Source organism: Pseudomonas sp. SWRI77 (assembly GCF_014269105.1).
In the GTDB taxonomy this organism is placed as follows: Bacteria; Pseudomonadota; Gammaproteobacteria; order Pseudomonadales; family Pseudomonadaceae; genus Aquipseudomonas; species Aquipseudomonas capeferrum.
In genome coordinates this window covers 204,296-224,953 of sequence record NZ_JABWRV010000002.1, presented here as the reverse complement: position 1 = coordinate 224,953, position 20,658 = coordinate 204,296, and the positions used below count along the sequence as shown (strand labels likewise).

21 protein-coding genes are annotated in these 20,658 nt (G+C 63.5%); 16 read left to right on the top strand and 5 right to left on the bottom strand.

The genetic code is table 11. The annotated features are described in order from the left end of the window. The 7 genes from HU766_RS03490 to HU766_RS03460 all read left to right on the top strand — a co-directional run bounded on the left by HU766_RS03490 (position 1) and on the right by HU766_RS03460 (position 8,372). Positions 1-1,785 (top strand): GMC family oxidoreductase, encoded by a 1,785-nt coding sequence (locus HU766_RS03490; protein ID WP_186653491.1) that lies wholly within the window; start codon positions 1-3, stop codon positions 1,783-1,785. Positions 1,786-1,797: 12 nt separating this feature from the next. Continuing rightward, positions 1,798-3,090, top strand: coding sequence for a cytochrome c (locus tag HU766_RS03485; protein ID WP_186653488.1), 1,293 nt, complete (start codon positions 1,798-1,800; stop codon positions 3,088-3,090). A 136-nt stretch (positions 3,091-3,226) separates the two neighbouring features. Next, complete coding sequence (locus tag HU766_RS03480; protein ID WP_186653485.1) at positions 3,227-4,249, top strand: LacI family DNA-binding transcriptional regulator; 1,023 nt, start codon at positions 3,227-3,229, stop codon at positions 4,247-4,249. Between the two features lie 64 nt (positions 4,250-4,313). Beyond that, positions 4,314-5,087: an AP endonuclease gene (locus tag HU766_RS03475; protein ID WP_186653482.1), complete on the top strand. Its 774-nt coding sequence runs from the start codon at positions 4,314-4,316 to the stop codon at positions 5,085-5,087. Next, the gene (locus HU766_RS03470) at positions 5,080-6,030 is read left to right on the top strand and encodes a sugar kinase (protein ID WP_186653480.1); all 951 of its coding nucleotides are present in this window, start codon (positions 5,080-5,082) and stop codon (positions 6,028-6,030) included. Before HU766_RS03475 ends, HU766_RS03470 begins: the two co-directional genes overlap by 8 nt. 63 nt (positions 6,031-6,093) lie before the next feature. Next, on the top strand, positions 6,094-7,401 hold the full coding sequence (locus HU766_RS03465; RefSeq protein WP_033697970.1) for an MFS transporter: 1,308 nt from the start codon (positions 6,094-6,096) through the stop codon (positions 7,399-7,401). Continuing rightward, a complete protein-coding gene (locus HU766_RS03460) occupies positions 7,398-8,372 on the top strand; it encodes a D-glycerate dehydrogenase (protein WP_186653478.1) in 975 nt (324 codons plus the stop codon). Before HU766_RS03465 ends, HU766_RS03460 begins: the two co-directional genes overlap by 4 nt. Positions 8,373-8,390: 18 nt before the next feature. Here HU766_RS03460 and HU766_RS03455 read toward each other — a convergent pair whose 3' ends face one another. Further along, a complete protein-coding gene (locus tag HU766_RS03455; RefSeq protein ID WP_033697968.1) occupies positions 8,391-9,356 on the bottom strand; it encodes an endonuclease in 966 nt (321 codons plus the stop codon). Between the two features lie 320 nt (positions 9,357-9,676). Here HU766_RS03455 and codB point away from each other — a divergent pair, with 320 nt between their 5' ends. From codB to HU766_RS03430, 5 genes are all read left to right on the top strand, one after another. Then, entirely contained in the window at positions 9,677-10,942 is a 1,266-nt protein-coding gene (codB, locus tag HU766_RS03450; protein ID WP_186653476.1) for a cytosine permease, read from the top strand. Continuing rightward, positions 10,939-12,156 carry a PucR family transcriptional regulator gene (locus tag HU766_RS03445; RefSeq protein WP_186653467.1) on the top strand — a complete coding sequence of 406 codons (1,218 nt, stop codon included), beginning with the start codon at positions 10,939-10,941 and terminating at the stop codon, positions 12,154-12,156. The genes codB and HU766_RS03445 overlap by 4 nt, the downstream gene beginning before the upstream one ends. Positions 12,157-12,160: 4 nt before the next feature. After that, complete coding sequence (codA, locus tag HU766_RS03440) at positions 12,161-13,402, top strand: cytosine deaminase (RefSeq protein WP_186653465.1); 1,242 nt, start codon at positions 12,161-12,163, stop codon at positions 13,400-13,402. Positions 13,403-13,648: 246 nt separating this feature from the next. After that, positions 13,649-14,641 (top strand): DNA-binding protein, encoded by a 993-nt coding sequence (locus HU766_RS03435; RefSeq protein WP_186653452.1) that lies wholly within the window; start codon positions 13,649-13,651, stop codon positions 14,639-14,641. Between the two features lie 68 nt (positions 14,642-14,709). Continuing rightward, a complete protein-coding gene (locus HU766_RS03430; protein ID WP_167334456.1) occupies positions 14,710-14,880 on the top strand; it encodes a DUF6021 family protein in 171 nt (56 codons plus the stop codon). A gap of 37 nt (positions 14,881-14,917) precedes the next feature. Here the strand turns inward: HU766_RS03430 and HU766_RS03425 are convergent, their stop codons facing one another. Continuing rightward, positions 14,918-15,169 carry a hypothetical protein gene (locus HU766_RS03425; RefSeq protein WP_186653441.1) on the bottom strand — a complete coding sequence of 84 codons (252 nt, stop codon included), beginning with the start codon at positions 15,167-15,169 and terminating at the stop codon, positions 14,918-14,920. An 8-nt stretch (positions 15,170-15,177) separates the two neighbouring features. Continuing rightward, complete coding sequence (locus HU766_RS03420; RefSeq protein WP_033697962.1) at positions 15,178-15,678, bottom strand: DUF4142 domain-containing protein; 501 nt, start codon at positions 15,676-15,678, stop codon at positions 15,178-15,180. 169 nt (positions 15,679-15,847) lie between these two features. Here HU766_RS03420 and HU766_RS03415 point away from each other — a divergent pair, with 169 nt between their 5' ends. From HU766_RS03415 to HU766_RS03405, 3 genes are read left to right on the top strand one after another with little or no spacing between them, the layout of a single operon-like run. Next, positions 15,848-16,090, top strand: coding sequence for a hypothetical protein (locus HU766_RS03415; protein ID WP_033697960.1), 243 nt, complete (start codon positions 15,848-15,850; stop codon positions 16,088-16,090). Beyond that, on the top strand, positions 16,087-16,881 hold the full coding sequence (gene xth, locus HU766_RS03410) for an exodeoxyribonuclease III (RefSeq protein ID WP_186653439.1): 795 nt from the start codon (positions 16,087-16,089) through the stop codon (positions 16,879-16,881). The genes HU766_RS03415 and xth overlap by 4 nt, the downstream gene beginning before the upstream one ends. Before the next feature lie 43 nt (positions 16,882-16,924). Continuing rightward, positions 16,925-18,493, top strand: coding sequence for a sensor domain-containing diguanylate cyclase (locus tag HU766_RS03405; protein WP_186653436.1), 1,569 nt, complete (start codon positions 16,925-16,927; stop codon positions 18,491-18,493). Positions 18,494-18,520: 27 nt separating this feature from the next. On the opposite strand, the gene HU766_RS03400 is transcribed toward HU766_RS03405, so the two are convergent. Together HU766_RS03400 and HU766_RS03395 are read right to left on the bottom strand one after the other, a co-directional pair. Beyond that, complete coding sequence (locus HU766_RS03400; RefSeq protein ID WP_186653433.1) at positions 18,521-19,027, bottom strand: GNAT family N-acetyltransferase; 507 nt, start codon at positions 19,025-19,027, stop codon at positions 18,521-18,523. 34 nt (positions 19,028-19,061) lie between these two features. After that, the gene (locus HU766_RS03395) at positions 19,062-19,775 is read right to left on the bottom strand and encodes an MgtC/SapB family protein (protein WP_186653431.1); all 714 of its coding nucleotides are present in this window, start codon (positions 19,773-19,775) and stop codon (positions 19,062-19,064) included. A 414-nt stretch (positions 19,776-20,189) separates the two neighbouring features. On the opposite strand from HU766_RS03395, the gene HU766_RS03390 reads away from it, so the two are divergent. Then, positions 20,190-20,657: a sterol desaturase family protein gene (locus HU766_RS03390; protein WP_186653428.1), complete on the top strand. Its 468-nt coding sequence runs from the start codon at positions 20,190-20,192 to the stop codon at positions 20,655-20,657. Position 20,658 lies beyond the last annotated feature (1 nt).

The window sequence follows — 20,658 nt, the reverse complement described above, 5'->3', positions numbered from 1 at the left end:
ATGGCGAATGTGTTGAAGAAAGTTGATGCTGTGATCGTCGGTTTCGGCTGGGCCGGCGCGATCATGGCCAAGGAGCTTACCGAAGCAGGGCTGCAGGTCGTTGCTCTGGAACGTGGCCCGATGCAGGATACCTACCCCGAGGGCAGCTACCCGCAGGTGATCGATGAACTCACCTACAGCGTGCGCAAGAAGCTGTTCGTCGATGTGTCGAAAGAGACCGTCACCATCCGCCACAGCGTCAACGATGTCGCGTTGCCCAACCGCCAGCTGGGCGCGTTCTTGCCAGGCAAGGGCGTAGGTGGCGCGGGCCTGCACTGGTCTGGTGTGCATTTTCGGGTAGACCCGATCGAGCTGCGCATGCGCAGCCACTACGAAGAGCGCTACGGCAAGGCGTTCATCCCCGAAGACATGACCATTCAGGACTTCGGCGTCACGTATCAGGAGCTTGAGCCGTACTTCGACTTTGCCGAGAAGGTCTTCGGCACCTCGGGCCAGGCCTGGACCGTCAACGGTACGGTGGTCGGCGCGGGGAAGGGCGGCAACCCCTATGCCGCTGATCGCTCCAGCCCGTTCCCGCTGCCCGCACAGAAGAACGTGGTGTCGGCAAAACTGTTTGAAAGGGCCGCGACCAGCCTGGGCTACAAACCGTACAACCTGCCTTCGGCCAATACCTCCGGGCCCTACACCAACCCCTACGGGGCGCAGATGGGGCCGTGCAATTTCTGCGGTTTCTGCAGTGGCTACGTCTGCTACATGTACTCCAAGGCCTCGCCCAACGTGAACATTCTGCCGGCGCTGCGCCAGGTACCGAATTTCGAGCTGCGCGCCAACGCCCATGTGTTGCGGGTGAACCTGGACGACAGCAAACGCAACGCCACCGGCGTGACCTACATCGACGCGCAAGGGCGGGAAGTGGAGCAGCCGGCGGACCTGGTCATCCTCGCGGCCTTCCAGTTCAACAACGTGCGCCTGATGCTGCTATCGGGCATCGGCAAACCGTACGACCCGGTCAAGAACGAAGGCGTGGTCGGGCGCAACTTCGCCTACCAGAACATGGGCACGGTCAAGGCGTTCTTCGACAAGGACACCTACACCAACAACTTTATCGGCGCCGGTGGCAACGGCATTGCGATCGATGACTTCAACGCAGATAACTTCGACCACGGGCCATATGGTTTCGTCGGCGGCTCGCCCATGTGGGTGAACCAGGCCGGCAGCCGCCCGATCGCCGGCATCGCCAACCCGCCCGGCACGCCCGCCTGGGGCAGCGCCTGGAAAAAGGCCACCGCCGACTACTACACCCACCAGGTGTCGATGGACGCACATGGCGCGCACCAGTCGTACCGGGGCAACTACCTGGACCTGGACCCAACCTACCGCGATGCCTTCGGCCAACCGTTGCTGCGCATGACCTTCGACTGGCAGGAAAACGACATCAAGATGAACCAGTTCATGGTCGACAAACTCAGCAAGGTCGCCCAGGCGATGAACCCCAAGTCCATTGCCGTGCTGGGCAAAAAGGTCAAGGAACACTTCAACACCGCCAGCTACCAGACCACTCACCTCAACGGCGGCGCGATCATGGGCACCGACCCCAAGACCAGCGCACTGAACCGTTACCTGCAGAGCTGGGACGTGCCCAACGTCTTCGTCCCGGGGGCGTCTGCGTTCCCGCAGGGGTTGGGTTACAACCCGACCGGGCTGGTGGCGGCCCTGACGTATTGGTCTGCCCGCGCGATCCGCGAGCAGTACCTGAAAAACCCTGGCCCACTGGTTCAGGCTTGAGGAGCGATGAGCATGAAGACAATGTTGATCGCAACGGCCCTGTGCGCTGCAAGCCTGACGGCTCAGGCCGACAATACGCTGATCAAGCAGGGCGAATACCTGGCGCGCGCAGGTGACTGCGTGGCCTGCCACACGGCCAAAGGCGGCAAGCCGTTCGCAGGCGGGCTGCCCATGGAAACCCCCATCGGTACAGTGTACTCGACCAATATCACGCCTGACGCCAGCGGTATCGGCAATTACAGTTTTGAAGACTTTGACCAGGCCGTGCGCCATGGCGTTGGCAAGGACGGCAGCACCTTGTACCCCGCCATGCCGTACCCCTCGTATGCGCGCGTCAGCGATGACGACATGCGTGCGCTGTATGCCTACTTCATGCAGGGCGTTGAGCCGGTTGCCCAGCCCAATAAGGCGACGGATATTCCATGGCCGTTGAGCATGCGTTGGCCGTTGGCGATCTGGCGCGGGTTGTTCGCCCCAGAAGTGAAAGCCTGGCAGGCCTCGGCGGCTGCCGACCCGGTGGTCAATCGCGGCGCCTACCTGGTCGAGGGGCTTGGCCACTGCGGCGCCTGCCATACCCCGCGCGCCTTGACCATGCAGGAAAAGGCGCTGAGCCCGCAGGATGGCGAGCAGTTTCTGGCAGGTAGCGCCCCGCTTGAGGGCTGGATCGCCAAGAGCCTTCGCGGCGACCACAAGGATGGCCTGGGCAACTGGAGCGAAGCGCAACTGGTGCAGTTCCTCAAGACTGGCCGAAGCGAGCGCAGCGCCGTGTTCGGCGGCATGAGCGATGTGGTCGAGCACAGCATGCAGTACATGAGCGACGCAGACCTCACCGCCATTGCCCGTTACCTCAAGACGTTGCCCGCGAGCAATCCTGACGACAAGCCGCATGTGTATGACAAGCAGGTCGCACAAGCGCTTTGGAACGGCGATGACAGCAAGCCCGGCGCGTCGGTGTACATCGACAACTGCGCGGCCTGCCACCGTACCGATGGGCACGGCTATACCCGGGTATTCCCGGCGTTGGCCGGCAACCCGGTGCTGCAGACGGCCGATGCGACCTCGCTGATCCATGTGGTACTGGCCGGCGGCACGGTGCCTGCCACACACACGGCCCCGTCGAACTTGACCATGCCGGCGTTCGGTTGGCGGTTGAGTGACCAGGAAGTGGCGGATGTGGTCAGTTTCATACGCACCAGCTGGGGGAACCAAGGTGGGGCGGTGAAGGCGGGCGAGGTCGCCAAGTTGCGGACCGATGACATGAAGCATACGTCGGGGGATGACCTTGGGCAGGTGACAACCCATTAACCCTCAGGGGGCGCTCTGCGCCCCTTGCGCTTTGGTCAAGGTAAATCCCGACGAACGGTAGGTGACTAAATGCGCCGGTTTTGATGTATTGAAACCGGTTTCATACCGTCACCGACAATAACCACAAGGGACACCGATGACCGACATGCTTGCCAATACCCGTGAGCGGGTGACCATCAGCGAAGTAGCCCGTGTCGCCGGCGTATCCAAAGCCACCGTCTCGCGCTACATCGGGGGTGATCGCCAGTTGCTGGCCGAGGCCACCGCCAAGCGCCTGGCAGAGGTCATCGAGCGCCTTGGCTATCGCCCCAACCAGATGGCCAGGGGCCTCAAGCGCGGGCAGACCCGGCTGATCGGCATGTTGGTGGCGGACATCCTCAACCCTTATTCGGTGGCGGTGATGCATGCCGTCGAAACCGCCTGCCGCCAGCACGGCTACAGCCTGGTGGTGTGCAACACCAACCGCGACGACGAGCAGGAGCGCCATCACCTGGTGGCCCTGCAGTCTTACAACGTCGAGGGGTTGATCGTGAACACCCTCGGCCATCATCCCGGCGAACTGCTCAACCTGCAGCGCGAAATCCCCATGGTCCTTGTCGACCGTCAATTACCTGAACTCAAGGTCGACCTGGTCGGGCTGGACAATGCCGATGCCGTCGAACAAGCCCTGGACCACCTGCAGGCGCAGGGCTACCGCGACATTCTGGCAGTCACCGAACCCCTCGACGGCACCAGTTCGCGTGTTGAGCGGGTGCAGGCGTTCGGTGCGTCCATCAGCCGGCGTTCAGGGATGCGCCACCAGGTGCTGGAAGTCACCCCAGGCCTGGCAGCCGGCCTGGCTTCGTTTCTTGCGGCCAGCGGCCATGGCCCGCAGGCCATCTTCACCTGCAACGGCGTGGCCACGCTGGCCGTTACCCGCGCCCTGCACGACTCGGGTTGCAGCTTGTTCGAGGACGTCGGCCTGATCGCCCTCGACGAACTGGACTGGTACCCCTTGGTCGGTAGCGGCATCACCGCATTGGCCCAGCCCACCGAGCGAATCGGCGTGGCCGCCTTCAACTGCCTGCTCGCCCGCCTGCGCGGTGAAAGCGCGGCACCCCGACGTATCGACTTCAAAGCCGACCTGATCATCCGAGGCTCAACACATTCACGCGAATGAACCACAGGCACGTGGCGGTTAGGCCGTGCCGAAAAATGAAACCGGTTTCATAAGGACAATAACAATGCGCTCGAACCCCGTTTCCATCAGTCTTTCCAGCTACGGCGCCACCTTGGTACGCCAGCGCGGCCAGGCGCACTTTCTGGGCTTGCTGGCCGCCGCAGGCGTTGCCCGTGTCGAATTGCGCGAAGAGCTGTTCGACAGTGCGCCGGACACCGCCGCGCTGGCCAACGCCATCGCCGCGTCAAAGCTCGAATGCCTTTACTCGACACCCCTTGAACTGTGGACCGAGCAAGGCCTGCCCGATGCCCGGCTGACACAGAAACTGGCGTTGGCGCGCGCACTAGGCGCGGTCGCGTTGAAGGTGTCCCTGGGGCACTACAACGACCGCTGCGATGTGGGGGCGTTGGCAACGTTGTTACCTCACGACGGCCCTGTGTTGTTGGTCGAAAACGACCAGACCGAGCAGGGCGGGCGCATCGAGCCGATGCGCCGGTTCTTCCAGCGCGCCGACGACCTTGGCCTGGCGCTGGGCATGACCTTCGACATCGGTAACTGGCAATGGCAAGCGCAATCGGCGCAGCAAGCGGCCCGCACGCTTGGGCGCTGGGTGCGTTATGTGCACTGCAAGGCGGTCGAACGCAAGCCTGACGGCCGGCTGGCCGCAGTGCCCCCGCAAGTTGAAGACCTGCTGGCCTGGGAGGCCTTGCTGGGCGAGTTCACGCCCGGTGTGGTGCGTGCGGTGGAATACCCCTTGGTCAGCGACGATTTGCTGACATTGACCCGTGCTCAGGTCGCCGCCCTGTCCAAACTGGGCGAGGAGGTGAGCCATGCATGAGCATGACGTGCTGTGCTTTGGCGAGACCATGGCCATGTTCGTGGCAGAGCAGACCGGCGACCTGGCGCAGGTCGGGCAGTTCGGCAAGCGTATCGCTGGTGCCGACAGCAACGTGGCGATCGGCCTGTCGCGCCTCGGCTTCAAGGTCCGCTGGCTGAGCCGCGTTGGCGACGACTCGCTAGGCCGCTTCGTTCTCGACAGCCTGCGCCGCGAAGGGCTGGACTGCACTGATGTCGAAGTCGACTGCAAACACCCCACCGGCTTTCAGCTCAAGGCCCGCTGCGAGGATGGCAGCGACCCCGCCGTGGAGTACTTCCGCGGCCACTCCGCTGCCAGCCTGCTATCGCCGACCCAGGTCCGCCCGCATTGGCTGCAGGCCCGGCATCTGCACGCCACCGGCATCCCCTTGGCGCTTTCGACCGGATGCAGGGCGTTGTCCCACACGCTGGTGGACGCCATGCGCGCGGCCGGGCGCAGCATTTCGTTCGACCCCAACCTGCGCCCCTCGCTGTGGCCAGACCGCACGTGCATGGTCCGCGAGATCAACGCCCTGGCTGTCAAGGCCGACTGGGTGCTGCCCGGCCTGGAGGAGGGGCGCCTGCTGACTGGCCAGCACACCCCGGCGGACATCGCCGCGTTCTACCTCGACAAAGGGGTGGAGCTGGTGGTGATCAAACTGGGTGATGAGGGCGCCTATTTTCGCACCGGCAGATGCGAGGGCCAGGTGGCTGCGGTGCCGGTGGCCAAGGTGGTGGACACCGTCGGCGCCGGTGACGCCTTTGCCGTCGGTGTACTCAGTGCCTTGCTCGAAGGCCGCGAACTGCCGCAGGCGGTGGCACGCGGCAACTGGTGTGGCAGCCGCGCCGTGCAGTCGCGCGGCGATATGGAAGGCTTGCCGCTGCGCCACGAACTGGAGGAGCACGACCTGCGCAGGCGCGCCTGACGGCCTGATCCCGAACCCTTGGTACCTGTTGCAACAAAAACAAAAAGCTCAGGAGCACACATCATGCAAACGACAAGTCTCGCGCGCCGCCGCTGGTGGTACATCATCCCGATCGTGTTCGTCACCTACAGCCTGGCGTACCTCGACCGCGCAAACTATGGGTTCGCCGCCGCTTCCGGCATGGCCGACGACCTGAAGATCACCCCGGTGCTGTCGTCGCTGCTGGGGGCGCTGTTCTTCCTCGGTTACTTCTTCTTCCAGGTACCCGGCGCCATCTACGCCGAAAAACGCAGCGTGAAGAAGCTGATCTTCGTCAGCCTGATCCTCTGGGGTGGCCTGGCTACCCTGACGGGCATGATCAGCAATGTGTACATGCTGATCGGCATCCGCTTCCTGCTCGGAGTGGTGGAAGCCGCAGTAATGCCGGCGATGCTGGTGTACCTCTGCCACTGGTTCACCCGCGCCGAACGCTCGCGGGCCAACACCTTCCTGATGCTCGGCAACCCGGTGACCATCCTGTGGATGTCGGTGGTGTCGGGCTACCTCATCAAACACTACGACTGGCGTTGGATGTTCATCATCGAAGGCCTGCCGGCCGTGATCTGGGCGTTCTTCTGGTGGCGCCTGGTGGATGACCGCCCAGCCCAGGTCAACTGGTTGAGCGCGCAGGAAAAGGCCAGCCTGGAGCAAGCCCTGGCAGCGGAACAGCAGGGCATAAAGCCTGTGAAAAACTACCGCGAGGCGTTCCGTTCGCCGCAGGTGATCATCCTGTCGATGCAGTACTTCTGCTGGAGCATCGGGGTTTATGGCTTCGTGCTCTGGCTGCCCTCGATTCTGAAGCAGGCGGCGAACGTCGACATCGTGCAGGCGGGCTGGCTGTCGTCGGTGCCGTATCTGGCAGCGGTGCTGGCCATGGTCGGGGTGTCCTGGGCTTCGGACCGCTTGCAGAAGCGCAAGCGTTTCGTCTGGCCACCCTTGCTGATCGCGGCGCTGGCCTTCTATGGCTCGTATGCCTTGGGCAGCGAGCATTTCTGGTGGTCCTACGCACTGCTGGTGATCGCCGGGGCCTGCATGTACGCGCCCTATGGCCCGTTCTTCGCGATTGTCCCGGAAATCCTCCCCAGCAACGTTGCCGGTGGCGCCATGGCGCTGATCAACAGCATGGGCGCGCTGGGTTCCTTCGGCGGCTCTTGGCTGGTGGGATACCTCAATGGCGCCACCGGCGGGCCGGGCGCCTCTTATCTGTTTATGTGCGGTGCGTTGCTGACCGCCGTCGCGCTCACGGCAGCGCTGAAAACAACCCAAACGCCTGGCCGTGCCAAACGGGGCGGCTCCCACCTGGCGATGAGCCAACAGGAAACCCTGGTATGAAAAAGCGAATCGTGCTGTACAAACGCCTGTCCGACGACCTCATGGCGCGCCTGCAACAACAGGTTGAAGTGACCTGGGTGGACACCACGCGGCCGGACGGCCTGGCCCGCCTGCGTGATGCCTTGCCCGGCGCTCAGGGGCTGCTGGGCGCGAGCCTGCGCCTGGACGGCAGCCTGCTCGACCTGGCCCCGCAATTGAAGGTGATCGCCAGTGTGTCGGTGGGGGTCGACAACTACGACATTGCCGACCTGACCCGACGTGGCATCATGCTGACCAACACCCCAGACGTACTCACCGAAACCACGGCCGACACTGGCTTTGCCCTGATCCTGGCCAGTGCGCGTCGGGTGGTGGAGCTGGCGGGCTGGGTGCGTGACGGCCAGTGGCAGGCCAGCCTCGGGCCGGCGCATTTTGGCAGCGACGTGCATGGCAAGACCTTAGGCATCGTCGGCATGGGGCGCATAGGCCAAGCGCTGGCGCGGCGCGGTGCGGCCGGCTTCGGGATGCGCGTGCTCTACCACAGCCCACGCCCCAAGCCAGAGGTGGAGGCGCTTTACGACGCGCGCCATTGCAGCCTGGACGATCTGTTGCAACACGCGGATTTCGTGTGCCTGACCGTACCGCTGAGTACCAGCACCGAGGGCCTGATCGGCACCCGCGAGTTGGCACTGATGAAGCCGCATGCGTTTCTGGTGAACATTGCACGGGGGCGGGTGGTGGACGAAGCCGCGCTGATCGCGGCCTTGCGTGAAAAGCGCATCCGTGGCGCGGGCCTGGACGTGTTCGTTCAGGAACCCTTGCCGAACGATTCGCCCCTGTTGCAACTGGACAACGTGGTGGCGACCCCGCATATCGGCTCGGCGACGCACGATACCCGCGAGGCCATGGCGCGCTGCGCCGTAGATAGCCTGCTCAGCGCGCTGGCCGGTGAACGCCCGGCGAACCTGGTGAACGAAACGCCCAGGCGCTGACCCGACGGGGCGCGGCCGTTACCGGCAGTTGCCAGCCTTGCGGTAGCCCGCAGCCTGCGCCTCGCCTTCGGAGCCGAACATCACCTGGTTCTTCGAGGCCACCTGGGCGTAACCCGGGCAACCATTGGCCAGGTGATAGACATGGCTGTTGCGGTTGCCGAGCACTGCGCCGGTCGCTGCGCTGCTGGCCAGGCTGGGCTTGGCCGCGTCCTTGGCGGGCTTGGCCGGCAGGGCTTGCACAACGCCGCTGCCAACGGGCTTGTAGTCGGCTGTCCATTTGCGCTCGCCGGTCACGAACGGGTTGGCATGCCCCATGATGGCGGCGATGCGCCGGTTGCGCTCCTGCTCCCAGGCCGAGACGGGGTGCTGCTTGTCCCAGGCCATCAGCAGTTGTTGCTGCTGGCGCGACATGCTCAGCTTGTAGCGGTCGAACATGTAGAACGTAGTGCGGGCAACCAGGCCTTTGACTTCGTCACGGGGTTCGGCAGCACGCTGCACGAAATCGACCTTGGTCGGGCACTGGCCATATTGGCCGGCGTTGCCGGCAACCATGCCGTAGTTGAAGTTGCTGCGGTCACCGTTGACCTCGCCCACGGCCGGGTACAGGTTGAACAGGTCGGCTTCCATGGCGCGGAAGACCGGGTCGTCATCGACACAATGCTCGCGACCGCCGTTCTTCCAGCACTGGCGCTGATTACCGAAGGTATAGGCGGGCACGATGTGTTCCCACTCGGTACGCTCGGCGCGGTTTTGCTGCTTGCGGGTCTCGTATCCGCAGGAGGCGGCGTCGATGCGCCCACCCGACTTGCCCACCCAGGTCCATTTGCAACCGCAATACAGGTCGCCCATGGCGCTGCTTGCCTGGTCCAGGTAGATCTTCTGTTTGGCGACGACCTTGGCTTCGGTGAAGGTCGAAGGCGGGTTGGCGAAGGCGGGGAGGTTGACGGCGAGAAGCAGGGATACGGCGTAGAGCAGTTTTTTCATGGGGGAAAGCAGATTTCAGAGACGGGCACGCATTGTAATCAAAAAAAGCCTAAGTAACTGATTTTACTGGGCTGTATGAGGCCGCCTGGGCAACGCCGCCGGGCTGGGTAAAAACTACCCAGTATTGTTCACCTTTGGTGCGTAGCTGCATCAAATCAAGGCATCAAGCACACACCCTGTTCGGATGCACCCTGCTTTAATAGGCACAGTGCACATCTTATGCTGTGCCGTTCGCCACCCATTTCGAGGGTTGCCACCTGCTGTGAAAGCGGCCCGCATATTGCTGTACCTGCTCCAACTACCACCCGGAGCCCCGTGCAATGAGCTCACCTACCGAATTCCCGCTTTGCGAAGCCCCGCGCGCTTCCCGCAAGGGCCTGTTGCCCATTGCCATGGTGCTGTTCAGCTTCACATTCTTCACCGGTACGATGTTCGCCGGTGGCAAGCTGGGCATGGCCTTCAACTTTGCCGACATGCTGTGGGTGGCCACGGTCGGCAACACGTTATTGGCTTTGTATGCCGCCACCTTGGCGTTCATCGCGTCACGCAGCGGGCTCAACACCGTGCTGATGGGCCGCTTTTGCTTTGGTGAGGCGGGCAGCCGGCTTTCGGATTTTCTGTTGGGTTTCGCTGAGCTCGGCTGGTATGCCTGGGGCACGGCCACCGTGGCAATCGTGCTGGTCAAGCTGTTGGGACTGGCAGGGGACTTTGCCGTGCCCTTGATGGTGCTGTTCGGCTTGGGCTTCAGTATCACGGCCATCATCGGTTTCAAAGGCCTGGACTTGCTGTCACGGGTTTCGGTGCCATTGATGTTCGCGCTGCTGCTGGTGTCGATGTACATCGCCACCCGCGATGCCGGTGGGTTTGCCGGCCTGGCCGCGGTGGTGCCGCACGAAACCATGACTTTCTCGGCGGCCGTGACCATGGTATTCGGCACCTTCGCCAGTGGCGCCACCCAAGCCACCAACTGGACGCGCCTGGCGCGCAGCGGGCGGGTGGCGGTGGTGGCCAGCATCGTTGCGTTTCTGCTGGGCAATGGCCTGATGGTGGTGGCCGGGGCCTGGTGCGCGATGGTGTATCAGCAGGCCGACATCGTCGAGGTGATGATGCTGCAAGGCCTGTCATTCGCGGCGGTGGTGATGTTGTGCCTGAACCTGTGGACGATTCAGGGCCCGACCCTCTACAACGTATCGGCAGCGGCCTGCCACCTGCTGCGCAGCGAGCGCCGGCGCACCGCGACACTGGTCGCGGCCGGGGTGGGGATCATGCTGGCCATCGGCGGCATGTACGAAATGCTGATCCCGTTCCTGGTGCTGCTGGGGTCGGTGATTCCGCCGGTGGGCGGTGTAATCATGGCCGACTTCTGGTACCGCCACCGCGGCCGGTACCCGGCACTGGGCGCCACGGGCCTGCCGCGTTACAACCGGGTGGGGCTTTTTGCTTATGCCGTAGGTGCGGTATTGGCGTATGCCTCGCCCTGGGTCGCGCCGCTGGTGGGCATCGCTGCTTCGGCGCTGTGTTACATCCTCATGCATGAACTGAGCGGGCGGCGCCGGGTGGTAGGCGAGGCGGGTGTCGAGCCGTGAGTCTGGCACTGGATGAAATTCTGCACCTGCCCGGCTTGGAGGAGATGACCGTGCGTGCTGGCGCGCGCAACCTGCAGCGGCGGGTGCGCTGGCCTTATGTAGCCGAGAACGAAGGCATCGCCGAGTGGGTGATGGGCGGCGAGTTGGTGTTCGTTACGGGCATCAACCACCCCCGTGGCGAGGCCAACCTGCTGAGCCTGGTGGAGGACGGCGAGGCCGTGGGCATCGCGGGCCTGGTTATCCTTACCGGTGGTACGTACATCCAGGGTATCCCGGCCAACGTGCTCACGCGCGCCGAACAACTGGGCTTGCCGTTGATCGAGCAGCCCTATGCGCTGAAGATGGTGGTGGTCACCCACCTGATCGGGACGGCGCTGGTACAGATGGCCCAGGTGCGGCGTTCGCGCAACGATATCCTGGGCCAGCTGTTGACCGGTGACTATCCAAGCCTGGCGATCGCCCGGCAGCGTGCAGCCCACCTGGCACTGGCGCTTGACGAGCCGCGGCGCCTGCTGGCGCTGCGCTTGTCGGGCGTCGATGGCTTGTTCGAGCGCCATGGGCTGGCCCAGGGCGAGCGGGTGTGGCAAGGCGTTCGCCAGGCCCTGGAAGACCAGTTGGAAGCGTGGTGCCGTGGCAGGCCGGGCACCGTGACCGCGCACTTGCCGGGTGACCTGTTCGTGCTGTTGCTGCCGGACGCTGCCGGCCTGCCAGCCACGCTGGCCGCGCTGCACCGGCAATTGGTCGCTGTGGCCGGGGAGTTGGGCCTGTACATGGGCCTGTCGAGCCGTGCCGAGGAGTGTGCCCACTACCGCCATGCACTCAACGAGGCGCGTCAGGCCTTGGAGGTGGCGCAAAACCTGCGCCCGGCCAACGGCTTTTGCGACTTCAGCGAACTGGGTGTACTGCGCCTGCTGCAAGGTATCGTCGATCGCTCGTTGATCGACGATTTCGTCGCCCAGACACTTGGGCCGTTGATCGCGCCGGGCCGCAAGCATCCCAATACCCTGGTGCATACCCTCGACGCCCTGCTCAAGGAAAATGGCAATGGGCTGAAGGCCGCCCAGCGCTTGGGGCTGCACCGTAATACCATCAACCAACGCATTCAACGCATCGAACAACTGAGTGGCCAGTCCCTGGACGATCCGCTTTTTCGTATGAACGCTTCGGTGGCCATGCTGGTTTGGCGCATGACTGAAGCCCAAGGCAAGGAGTAACGCCATGAACATCATCAACGCACGCCTGCGGGGCAAGGCTGGCTTGTTTCGCATCGAACTGAACGGCGACCGCATCGCCAGCATCCAGCCCCAGAGCGGTACGGTGGCACCAGGGGCCAGCGATGACTTGGATGCCGGGCAGAACCTGGTGGTACCCCCCTTCGTCGAGCCGCACATCCACCTCGACGCCACCCTCACTGCCGGCCAGCCGAAGTGGAACATGAGTGGCACCTTGTTCGAAGGCATCGAGCGCTGGGCCGAACGCAAGGAAATCACCACCCACGAAGACATCAAGACCCGCGCCACCAAGACCATCGGCATGCTGGTCGACCACGGCATTCAGCACGTACGCACCCATGTCGATGTCACCGACCCCAAGCTCACTGCGCTCAAGGCCATGGTCGAAGTGCGTGAAGAGGTGCGCCACCTGGTCGACCTGCAAATCGTCGCCTTCCCCCAGGAGGGCATCGAGTCGTACGCCAACGGCCGGGCACTGATGACCGAAGCAGTCGCCATCGGCGCCGATGTGGTCGGCGGTATTCCGCATTTCGAGAACACCCGCGACCAGGGCGTGTCGTCGGTCAAATTCCTGATGGACCTGGCCGAGCGCACCGGCTGCCTGGTGGATGTGCACTGCGACGAAACCGACGACCCGCAGTCGCGCTTCCTCGAAGTGCTGGCCGAGGAGGCCCGCGTGCGGGGCATGGGCGCCCGGGTCACGGCCAGCCACACCGTGGCGATGGGCTCTTACGACAACGCCTACTGCTACAAGCTGTTCCGTTTGCTCAAGATGTCGGGCATCAACTTTGTGTCGTGCCCGACCGAGAGCATTCACCTGCAAGGGCGCTTCGACAGCTACCCCAAGCGCCGCGGGGTAACGCGCGTGGCGGAAATCGACCGGGCGGGCATGAACGTGTGTTTTGGCCAGGACTCCATCGTTGACCCGTGGTACCCGCTGGGCAATGGCAACATCCTGCGCATCCTCGAGGCCGGGCTGCACATCTGCCACATGCTCGGCTATGAAGACCTGCAGCGCTGCCTGGACCTGATCACCGACAACAGTGCACGTACGCTCAACCTGGGGGATCGCTATGGCATCGAGGTCGGGCGGCCAGCGAACTTGCTGTTGCTGTCGGCGCCGGATGATTACGAGATGGTCCGCAGCCAAGGGTACGCGCTGGTGTCGGTGCGCAATGGCAAGGTGCTGATGCGGCGTACGCCTTCGCAGGTCGAACGCTTGGCCTGACCCCGCTACAGGCTTCAATCGAACGCCCCGCAGGCTTTGGCCTGGCGGGGCGTTTTGCATTCTGCGTGACGCTACTCGACGACTGCCGTACGCGTTTCCCTCTCGAAATTGTCATTTCCAGCGCCTCACATGCGATAAGCCGTGATTATTCCATGTGATTTAGCACTTGAAATACCCTCGACGCGCAGTCAAAATTGGCATGTAATTACATGTTACGTACCATGGTACAAAATCGTAGGAGCAAGCATGGCCCGGGGCGGTATCAACAAGGTGGTAGTACAGCAGGCGCGTCAGGCTCTGATCGCCCGTGGCGAGAACCCCAGCATCGATGCAGTACGCATCGAGCTGGGGAATACGGGCTCGAAAAGCACCATTCACCGCTACCTGAAAGAGCTCAACGAGCAGCAGGCCGTGGCTAAGGCAGGGCCCGCAGGGTTGAGCGAGACGCTTGGGCGCTTTGTCGGGCAGTTGGCCAGCCAACTGCAGGAAGAAGCGGACGCGCGCATCGAAGAGGCCGAAGCTGTTTTCACCCAGCAGCGCGAGCAGCTTGAAGGGCAGTTGCAGCTGGCCCAGCAGGCCCTGGCTGCGGGCCACCAGCAACAGCAGATACAGGCTGCCGCACTGGCTGCCGAGTCGGAAAAACTGCTTTCGACCCAGAGCACTTTGCAGGCCGAACAACTGCGCAGCGCCAGCCTCAACCAGGCATTGGGCGAGTTGCAGGTGCGCCTGGGCGACAAGGAAGAGCAGGTGCGCTCACTGGAAGACAAGCATCGCCACGCCCGCGATGCGCTGGAGCATTACCGCAGCGCTAGCCGTGAGCAGCGCGAGCAGGAGCAACGCCGCCACGAGGCGCAGCTGCAGCAACTGCAAGTAGAAATACGCCAACTGCAGCAGGGCATGATCATCAAGCAGGATGAACTGACCAGACTGCACCGCGATAACGAGCGCTTGTTGGGCGAACACCGGCAGGCCAGCAGCGACCGCAAGGCGCGTGACGAACTGCTGGAGCAGCGTGACGCGCAGATCCAGGGCTTGCGCACGATCCTGGCCCAGGCCCAAGGCGCCAGTGAGGAGATGCGCCGGCAACTGGACGTGCAAACGCAGTTGCTTGACGCCAAGCGCGAGCTGCACGCCGAACAGGTGCGCCAGGTGCAGCATCTGGAGGCTGAGCTACTGGAGCGCGATGAGGCGCTGAAGGCCTGCCACACGCAATTGAGCGAACACACCCAAGCCAAATAAGCCCTTAGATAAATCAAACTTCCTCGGGCGGGTGCTTTCTTCCGTAGACCTTCACAGGAGACAGTGCCATGCATACGCCAGGACCAAAGCAAACCCCGGAGAAGGGGCCTCACTCGTCCGATCACGCGGATAAAAAGGAAGACTTGGGTTTTGACCCCGACTCGCCAGACCTGGAAGACCCCCAGGTAGACCCGCAAGGCCCGGCCATCGCGCCCCGAGACGTCGAGAAAGACCAGTGAGCTACGGGGCCGCCGAGCGGCCCCGCATTCACCGTGGTTAGCCTTGCGATTGCTTGGCGGCTTCCACGCCCGAAGCGGACAGCTTGATCGGGTAGTGCAGGCTGACCTGGTGGTTGCCATCGACAGCGACGCTGCCGTCGTGAATCAATCCGTCGTCCTGAAGCGTCTTGAGCATGCCGGCTACCACTTTTTCACCCCGGTAGTTGTCCAGCACTTCCTTGCCCAGCCCCTCAGGGTGGGCGTGCAGCAGACGGGTCAACACTTCAGCGCGCAATGCATCATTAGTCATGTCTGGCCTCACTTGCCGTGTTTGGCCTGAAGCGCCTTGGCATGCTCCAGGTGCTGTTCGAGTTTAGGCAGTGTGTCGCTGGCGAATGCCTTCAGCTCAGCCTTGTCGGACGATGCGGCTTCTTTCTTGAACAGTTCGACGGCCTTTTCATGGGCGTCGACCTGGTTGTTGATGTAGGACTTGTCGAAGGATTCTTCACGCCATTCCAGGATCATCTTCTTGACCTTGTCGGTCAGTGCCGCCTCATCGGGCACCGAAATGTCCAGCTTGCGGGCAATGTCGCCGAGTTTCTGGTTGGCCTGGGTATGGTCGGTGACCATCTGCTGGGCGAACGCTTTGATGTCGGCATTCTGGCTTTTCTCCTTGGCCAGGTTGCCCGTTACCACTTCGGCGATGCCCGCTTCGGTCGCCGCGTCGACGAAATCATCGGAACTCGCTGCCATTGCATGCACCGACGCCAGGCCCAGCGCCATGGATAGCCCCACGCGCTTGATGAACAGACTGCTCATGCTTCACTCCTTAACCGTTGGCGCGACTTCAGTGTCGCGTACGGTTGAGCATGCGCAGGCGCTAAAGGTTTAAAGTTTTTCCCGACTGGCGCTCACCTCGCCAGCAAGGTTGAACGTTGAGCGAGGGCAGGGCTCACACATTCAAAGCAGGCAGCGAGGAGCCACGCACATGAGCATTGACCGCAGCATCCCCGAGCTTGAGGCCTGGTACGCCCAGTATGACGATGTCAGTTACCGGCGCGAGTCGCCGGACGCCTACCATCATGAGCTGGTGCGCACGGCCGAAGCCCTGCGCGACGATGGCGCCATCGACTGGGATGACTGGCTGCAACTCAAGGCGATGGCCGACCAGGCGCACATCAACGCGCTCGCAGATGCGGTGCGGGCGCATGTGGAAGACCCGGACGCATGAAAGCGCTGAAGATCGCCACCTTCAATATCAACGGTATTCGCAGTCGGCTACCGGCTTTGATTGCCTGGCTGGAGCGAGAAAAGCCTGACATCGCCTGCCTGCAGGAGCTGAAAGCGCCCGATCAGCAGTTCCCCCGCGACGCGCTCGAAGCCGTGGGGTACGGCTGTTTGTATCAGGGGCAACCTTCGTGGAACGGCGTTGCCATTCTCGCCCGTGGCAGCGAGCCGCTGGAGGTGCGGCGCGGCCTCCCAGGCATGGAGGCGGATGAGCAGAGCCGCTACCTGGAGGCCGCCGTGCAAGGGCTGGTCATCGGCTGCCTGTACCTGCCCAACGGCAACCCGCAACCCGGGCCAAAGTTCGACTACAAGCTGCGCTGGTTCGAATGCCTGATCGAACATGCAGCCCGCTTGCGCGCGAGTGAGCACCCGGTGTTGCTGGCGGGAGATTTCAACGTCGTGCCCACCGATTTCGACATCTATAACCCGCGCTCCTGGCTCAAGGACGCGCTGCTGCAGCCTGAGTCCCGAGCCTGCTACCAGCGCTTGCTAAGCCAGGGCTGGACCGATGCGCTACGCCATTTGCACCCGGACGAGCGGGTCTATACCTTCTGGGACTACTTCCGTAACCACTGGCAGCGTAATGCCGGGTTGCGTATCGACCATCTGCTGCTCAACCCGGAACTTGCGCCTTACCTCAAGGCCGCCGGGGTAGATGCCTGGGTGCGCAACGAACCCAAGGCCAGCGACCATGCCCCGGTGTGGATCGAACTGGCTTCACGCAAGCGGCGCTGAACTATAGTCATAAGCGGCGAACGCGGGATCGCAAGGGAATAGAATGTGCGCAGCCAGGCAACAGGATGATGAAGGGCACCTCGCGGTAACCAGCGAGGGCCGCGCCGTGGGGCTGTTCCGCCTGGTCCTGACGTTCATGGTGGTGGTGATGTTGGCTTTCGTGGTGGTGGAGGGCTGGCGCATCTGGCGCGACTACCGCCATGCCTTCAGCAACGCCGAGAACATGGTGACCAACCTGGCCCGCGCCACGGCCCAACATGCCGAAGACGCCATACGCCAGGTGGATGTGGTGACCGCATCCTTGGCCGAACGCCTGGAAGGTGACGGCTTCGAGCATATGGACCGCCCGCGGCTGCATGCCTTGCTGGCCCAGCAGAAGGCGCTGATGCCGCAGTTGCATGGGTTGTTCGTGTATGGCCCCGATGGCAACTGGCTGGTCACCGACCAGGCGGCCATACCGCCCAATGCCAACAATGCCGACCGCGACTATTTCGTTTATCACCGCACCCATGCCGGCCACCAGGTACGCATCGGCTCGGTGGTGCGCAGCCGCTCGACGGGCGACCTGATCATCCCCATCTCCCGGCGCCTGGAGTATGGCGATGGGCGTTTTGCCGGGGTATTGCTGGGCACCATCAAAGTGGACTGGTTCGTGCGCTACTACGGCGATTTCAAGATCGACGAGCGTGGCGCGCTGGTACTGGCCAAGCGCGACGGCACCATTCTGGTTCGGCGGCCGTTCGTGTCCAGAATGGTGGGGCGGACACTGGCCAACAGCGACATCTTTCGCAACCACTTGCCCTATGCCAACGAAGGGGTGGCCGAGGCGGTGGCGGTAGTGGATGGCACGCCACGGCTGTATGCCTACCGTGCCTTGTCGAGTTACCCGCTGGTAGTCGAAGCCGGGCTTTCCCGGGAGTCCATCGTGGCACCGTGGCGGCACGATGCGATCAAGTCGGTGGCTGCCTTGCTGCTGTTGTTGGTGGGGTTGGCGGCGTTTGGCGGGGTGGTCTTGCGCCAGCTGCGCGAGCGCATTGTCATCGAGCGCGCGCTGCACCAGGCGCACCAGACTTTGCGCTCACTGGCGCTGACCGACAGCCTGACCGGGCTTGGCAATCGTCGGCGGCTGGATGCGGTGCTCGCACCGGAGCTACGGCGGGCCCGCCGGCAGGGGCACTCGGTGGCGCTGGTGATGCTCGACCTGGACTACTTCAAGGCTTACAACGACCGTTATGGGCACCTTGCCGGGGATGAGTGTCTGCAGCGTTTCGCCGAGCTGTTGCAACAGGCATTGAGGCGTCCGGCGGACTTGGCGGTGCGCTACGGCGGCGAGGAGTTCACGCTGCTGATGCCCGACACTGATGGGCCGGGCGCCGAATTGGTCGTTCAGGCGCTGCAACAGCTGCTGCGCCGGCATGTGATCGAGCATGGCGGCAGCCCACTGGGGCGTGTGTCGTTCAGCGCTGGGATTGCGATCGGCGACCTGGCCCGCGACACGATCACCGCTGAACGCCTGATGGCGGCGGCGGACGGGGCGTTGTATCAGGCCAAGCGGCAGGGCCGGGACCGTTATTGCCTGGCGGATAGCGTGGCGGCAGGTGTAGACCCCTGAACTGCCATGACAGCAAGGGTGCGCAGCTCAGTCGATACGCAGGCGCATCGCGCAGCGGCCCTTGAGCCCGTGGGCAGCTTCGCTGGCCAGAATCTGCCGCAGCCGCGCGCACAGCGGGCCTTCGTCAAGGGTTTCGAAGCCATAGCGTCTGTAGAACGGCGCATTCCAGGGCACGTCGGCAAAGGTGGTCAAGGTCAGTTCCCGGGCGCCTGATGCGCGGGCCACCGTGACCAACTGATCGAGCAGCTTGCGCCCGATACCTTGCCCTTGCGCGTCACGGCGCACGGAGATCTCATGAATGTGCAATGCCTGTTGCTCATACCCTGCGCACGCAAAACCCAGAATCTGCCCGGTGTCAGCCTCGGCCAGCCAGCTTGCACCGGCGTCGACGCAGGCCTGATGGGTGGTGATGTCCAGCACATCACCTGCAGCCAGCCAGGCCAGCGCCGGCAGGCTGGCGAAAGCCTGAGCGGCTGACCGCTCGACCTCGGCAAGCCTGGGGATGTCACGGGTAAGGGTAGGGCGTATAAGCACAAGTCGGTCCTGCAAGCCGTCGGGTGGGTGGGCGTCAGTCTGCCGCCGCCACCTGCGGCTGCAGTTGCCAGCGCACCGAGCTTACACCCTTTTCCAGGCTTACCCGGCTGACCAGCCGCTCCAGTTGCGCCGGCGCCTGCGGGTTGCCAAGCAGCTCGGCGCGTACTTCAAGACGCGCCGGGTTGGGCAGGTCCTCACTGTGCAGCGACTGCAGGCGCAGCTCAGGGTCGCCCAGGCTGTGCAGCATCAGGCTGCGCACCTGGATTTCGTCCTCGGCGCGGCACACCACGCGCACTTCGAAGCGTTGATCCACTTCAGTGGCCGGCACGATGTCCTGGCGGTCCAGGCGCTGGGCGATATCACGCAGCAGGATGTTGGCGCACAACACCGCCAGGCTGCCCAGGGTGGCCTCCAGCAGCAGGCCAAGGCTGCACAGTACGCCAACGGCGGCCGTGCACCAGAGGGTGGCGGCGGTGTTCAGGCCGCGCACGTTGAAGCCGTCGCGCATGATCACGCCGCCGCCCAGAAAGCCGATGCCCGACACCACATAGGCAGCAACGCGCGAGGCATCGTTGGCGGCCATGCCCGGCACTGCCTGGGTCATCAGCACGAACAGACAGGCACCGGTACTGACCAGTGCATTGGTGCGCAGGCCGGTCAGGCGTTGACGCAGTTGACGCTCGGCGCCGATGAGTGCGCCCAGCAGCAGGGCGACGCTGACGCGCAGCAGAAAGACTTTCCAATCCATAGCAAACCTCTTCCACGGGCACAGGCCCGCATGAACGCCATCACGTGTTGGCGTGGTTGAATAACCAGAAAATGCGCAGGGCCACAAAGGGTAGGGAAAGAGGAAGGCTTCAGCCAGGAAGGCTGGAGAAAACCACCATCACACCATGACGGCGAGACAGTGGCAGGACACTGCCGGACTAGCTCGCCAAGTGGGCCTGTCGCAAGCGACTGGGGCTACTGTCCAATGCAGGACTCCTGTTCAGGGATGCGAAATTGCGTCGCGGACCTTACGCCGCGAGGTAGACGAGGTCAAGGGCAAAAACATGACAACGGCTTCATCCAGAAAGTGCCTACAGCCCGTCACGGCTTCATGGCAAAAAAAGCCGGCAGTCGTTACCCTTGCGCCTTCCCTTGATACTGCCCGGGCCCTTACATGCTGTTCAATCTCGCCGTGCTGTTCGGCACACTGGTGGCCATGGAGGGCGTTGGCACGCTGGCTCACAAGTACATCATGCATGGCTGGGGCTGGTGGCTGCATCGCTCGCACCACGAGCCGCACCTGGGCATGCTCGAGACCAACGACCTCTACCTGGTGGCGCTCGGGCTGATCGCCGCCGGGCTGGTGGCGCTGGGCAAAGGCGGGTATGCACCGCTGCAATGGGTGGGCGGGGGAGTGGCAGGGTACGGCGTGCTGTATGTGCTGGCCCACGATGGCGTGTTCCATCGCCACTGGCCGCAGAAACCGCGGCCGGTCAATCGCTACCTCAAGCGGCTGCATCGCGCCCATCGTCTGCACCATGCGATCAAGGGCCGCAAGGGCACTGTGTCGTTCGGCTTCTTCTACGCACCCCCGCTCAAGGTGCTGAAGCGCCAATTGCACAGCCGTCGCGACCGGCCCTGAG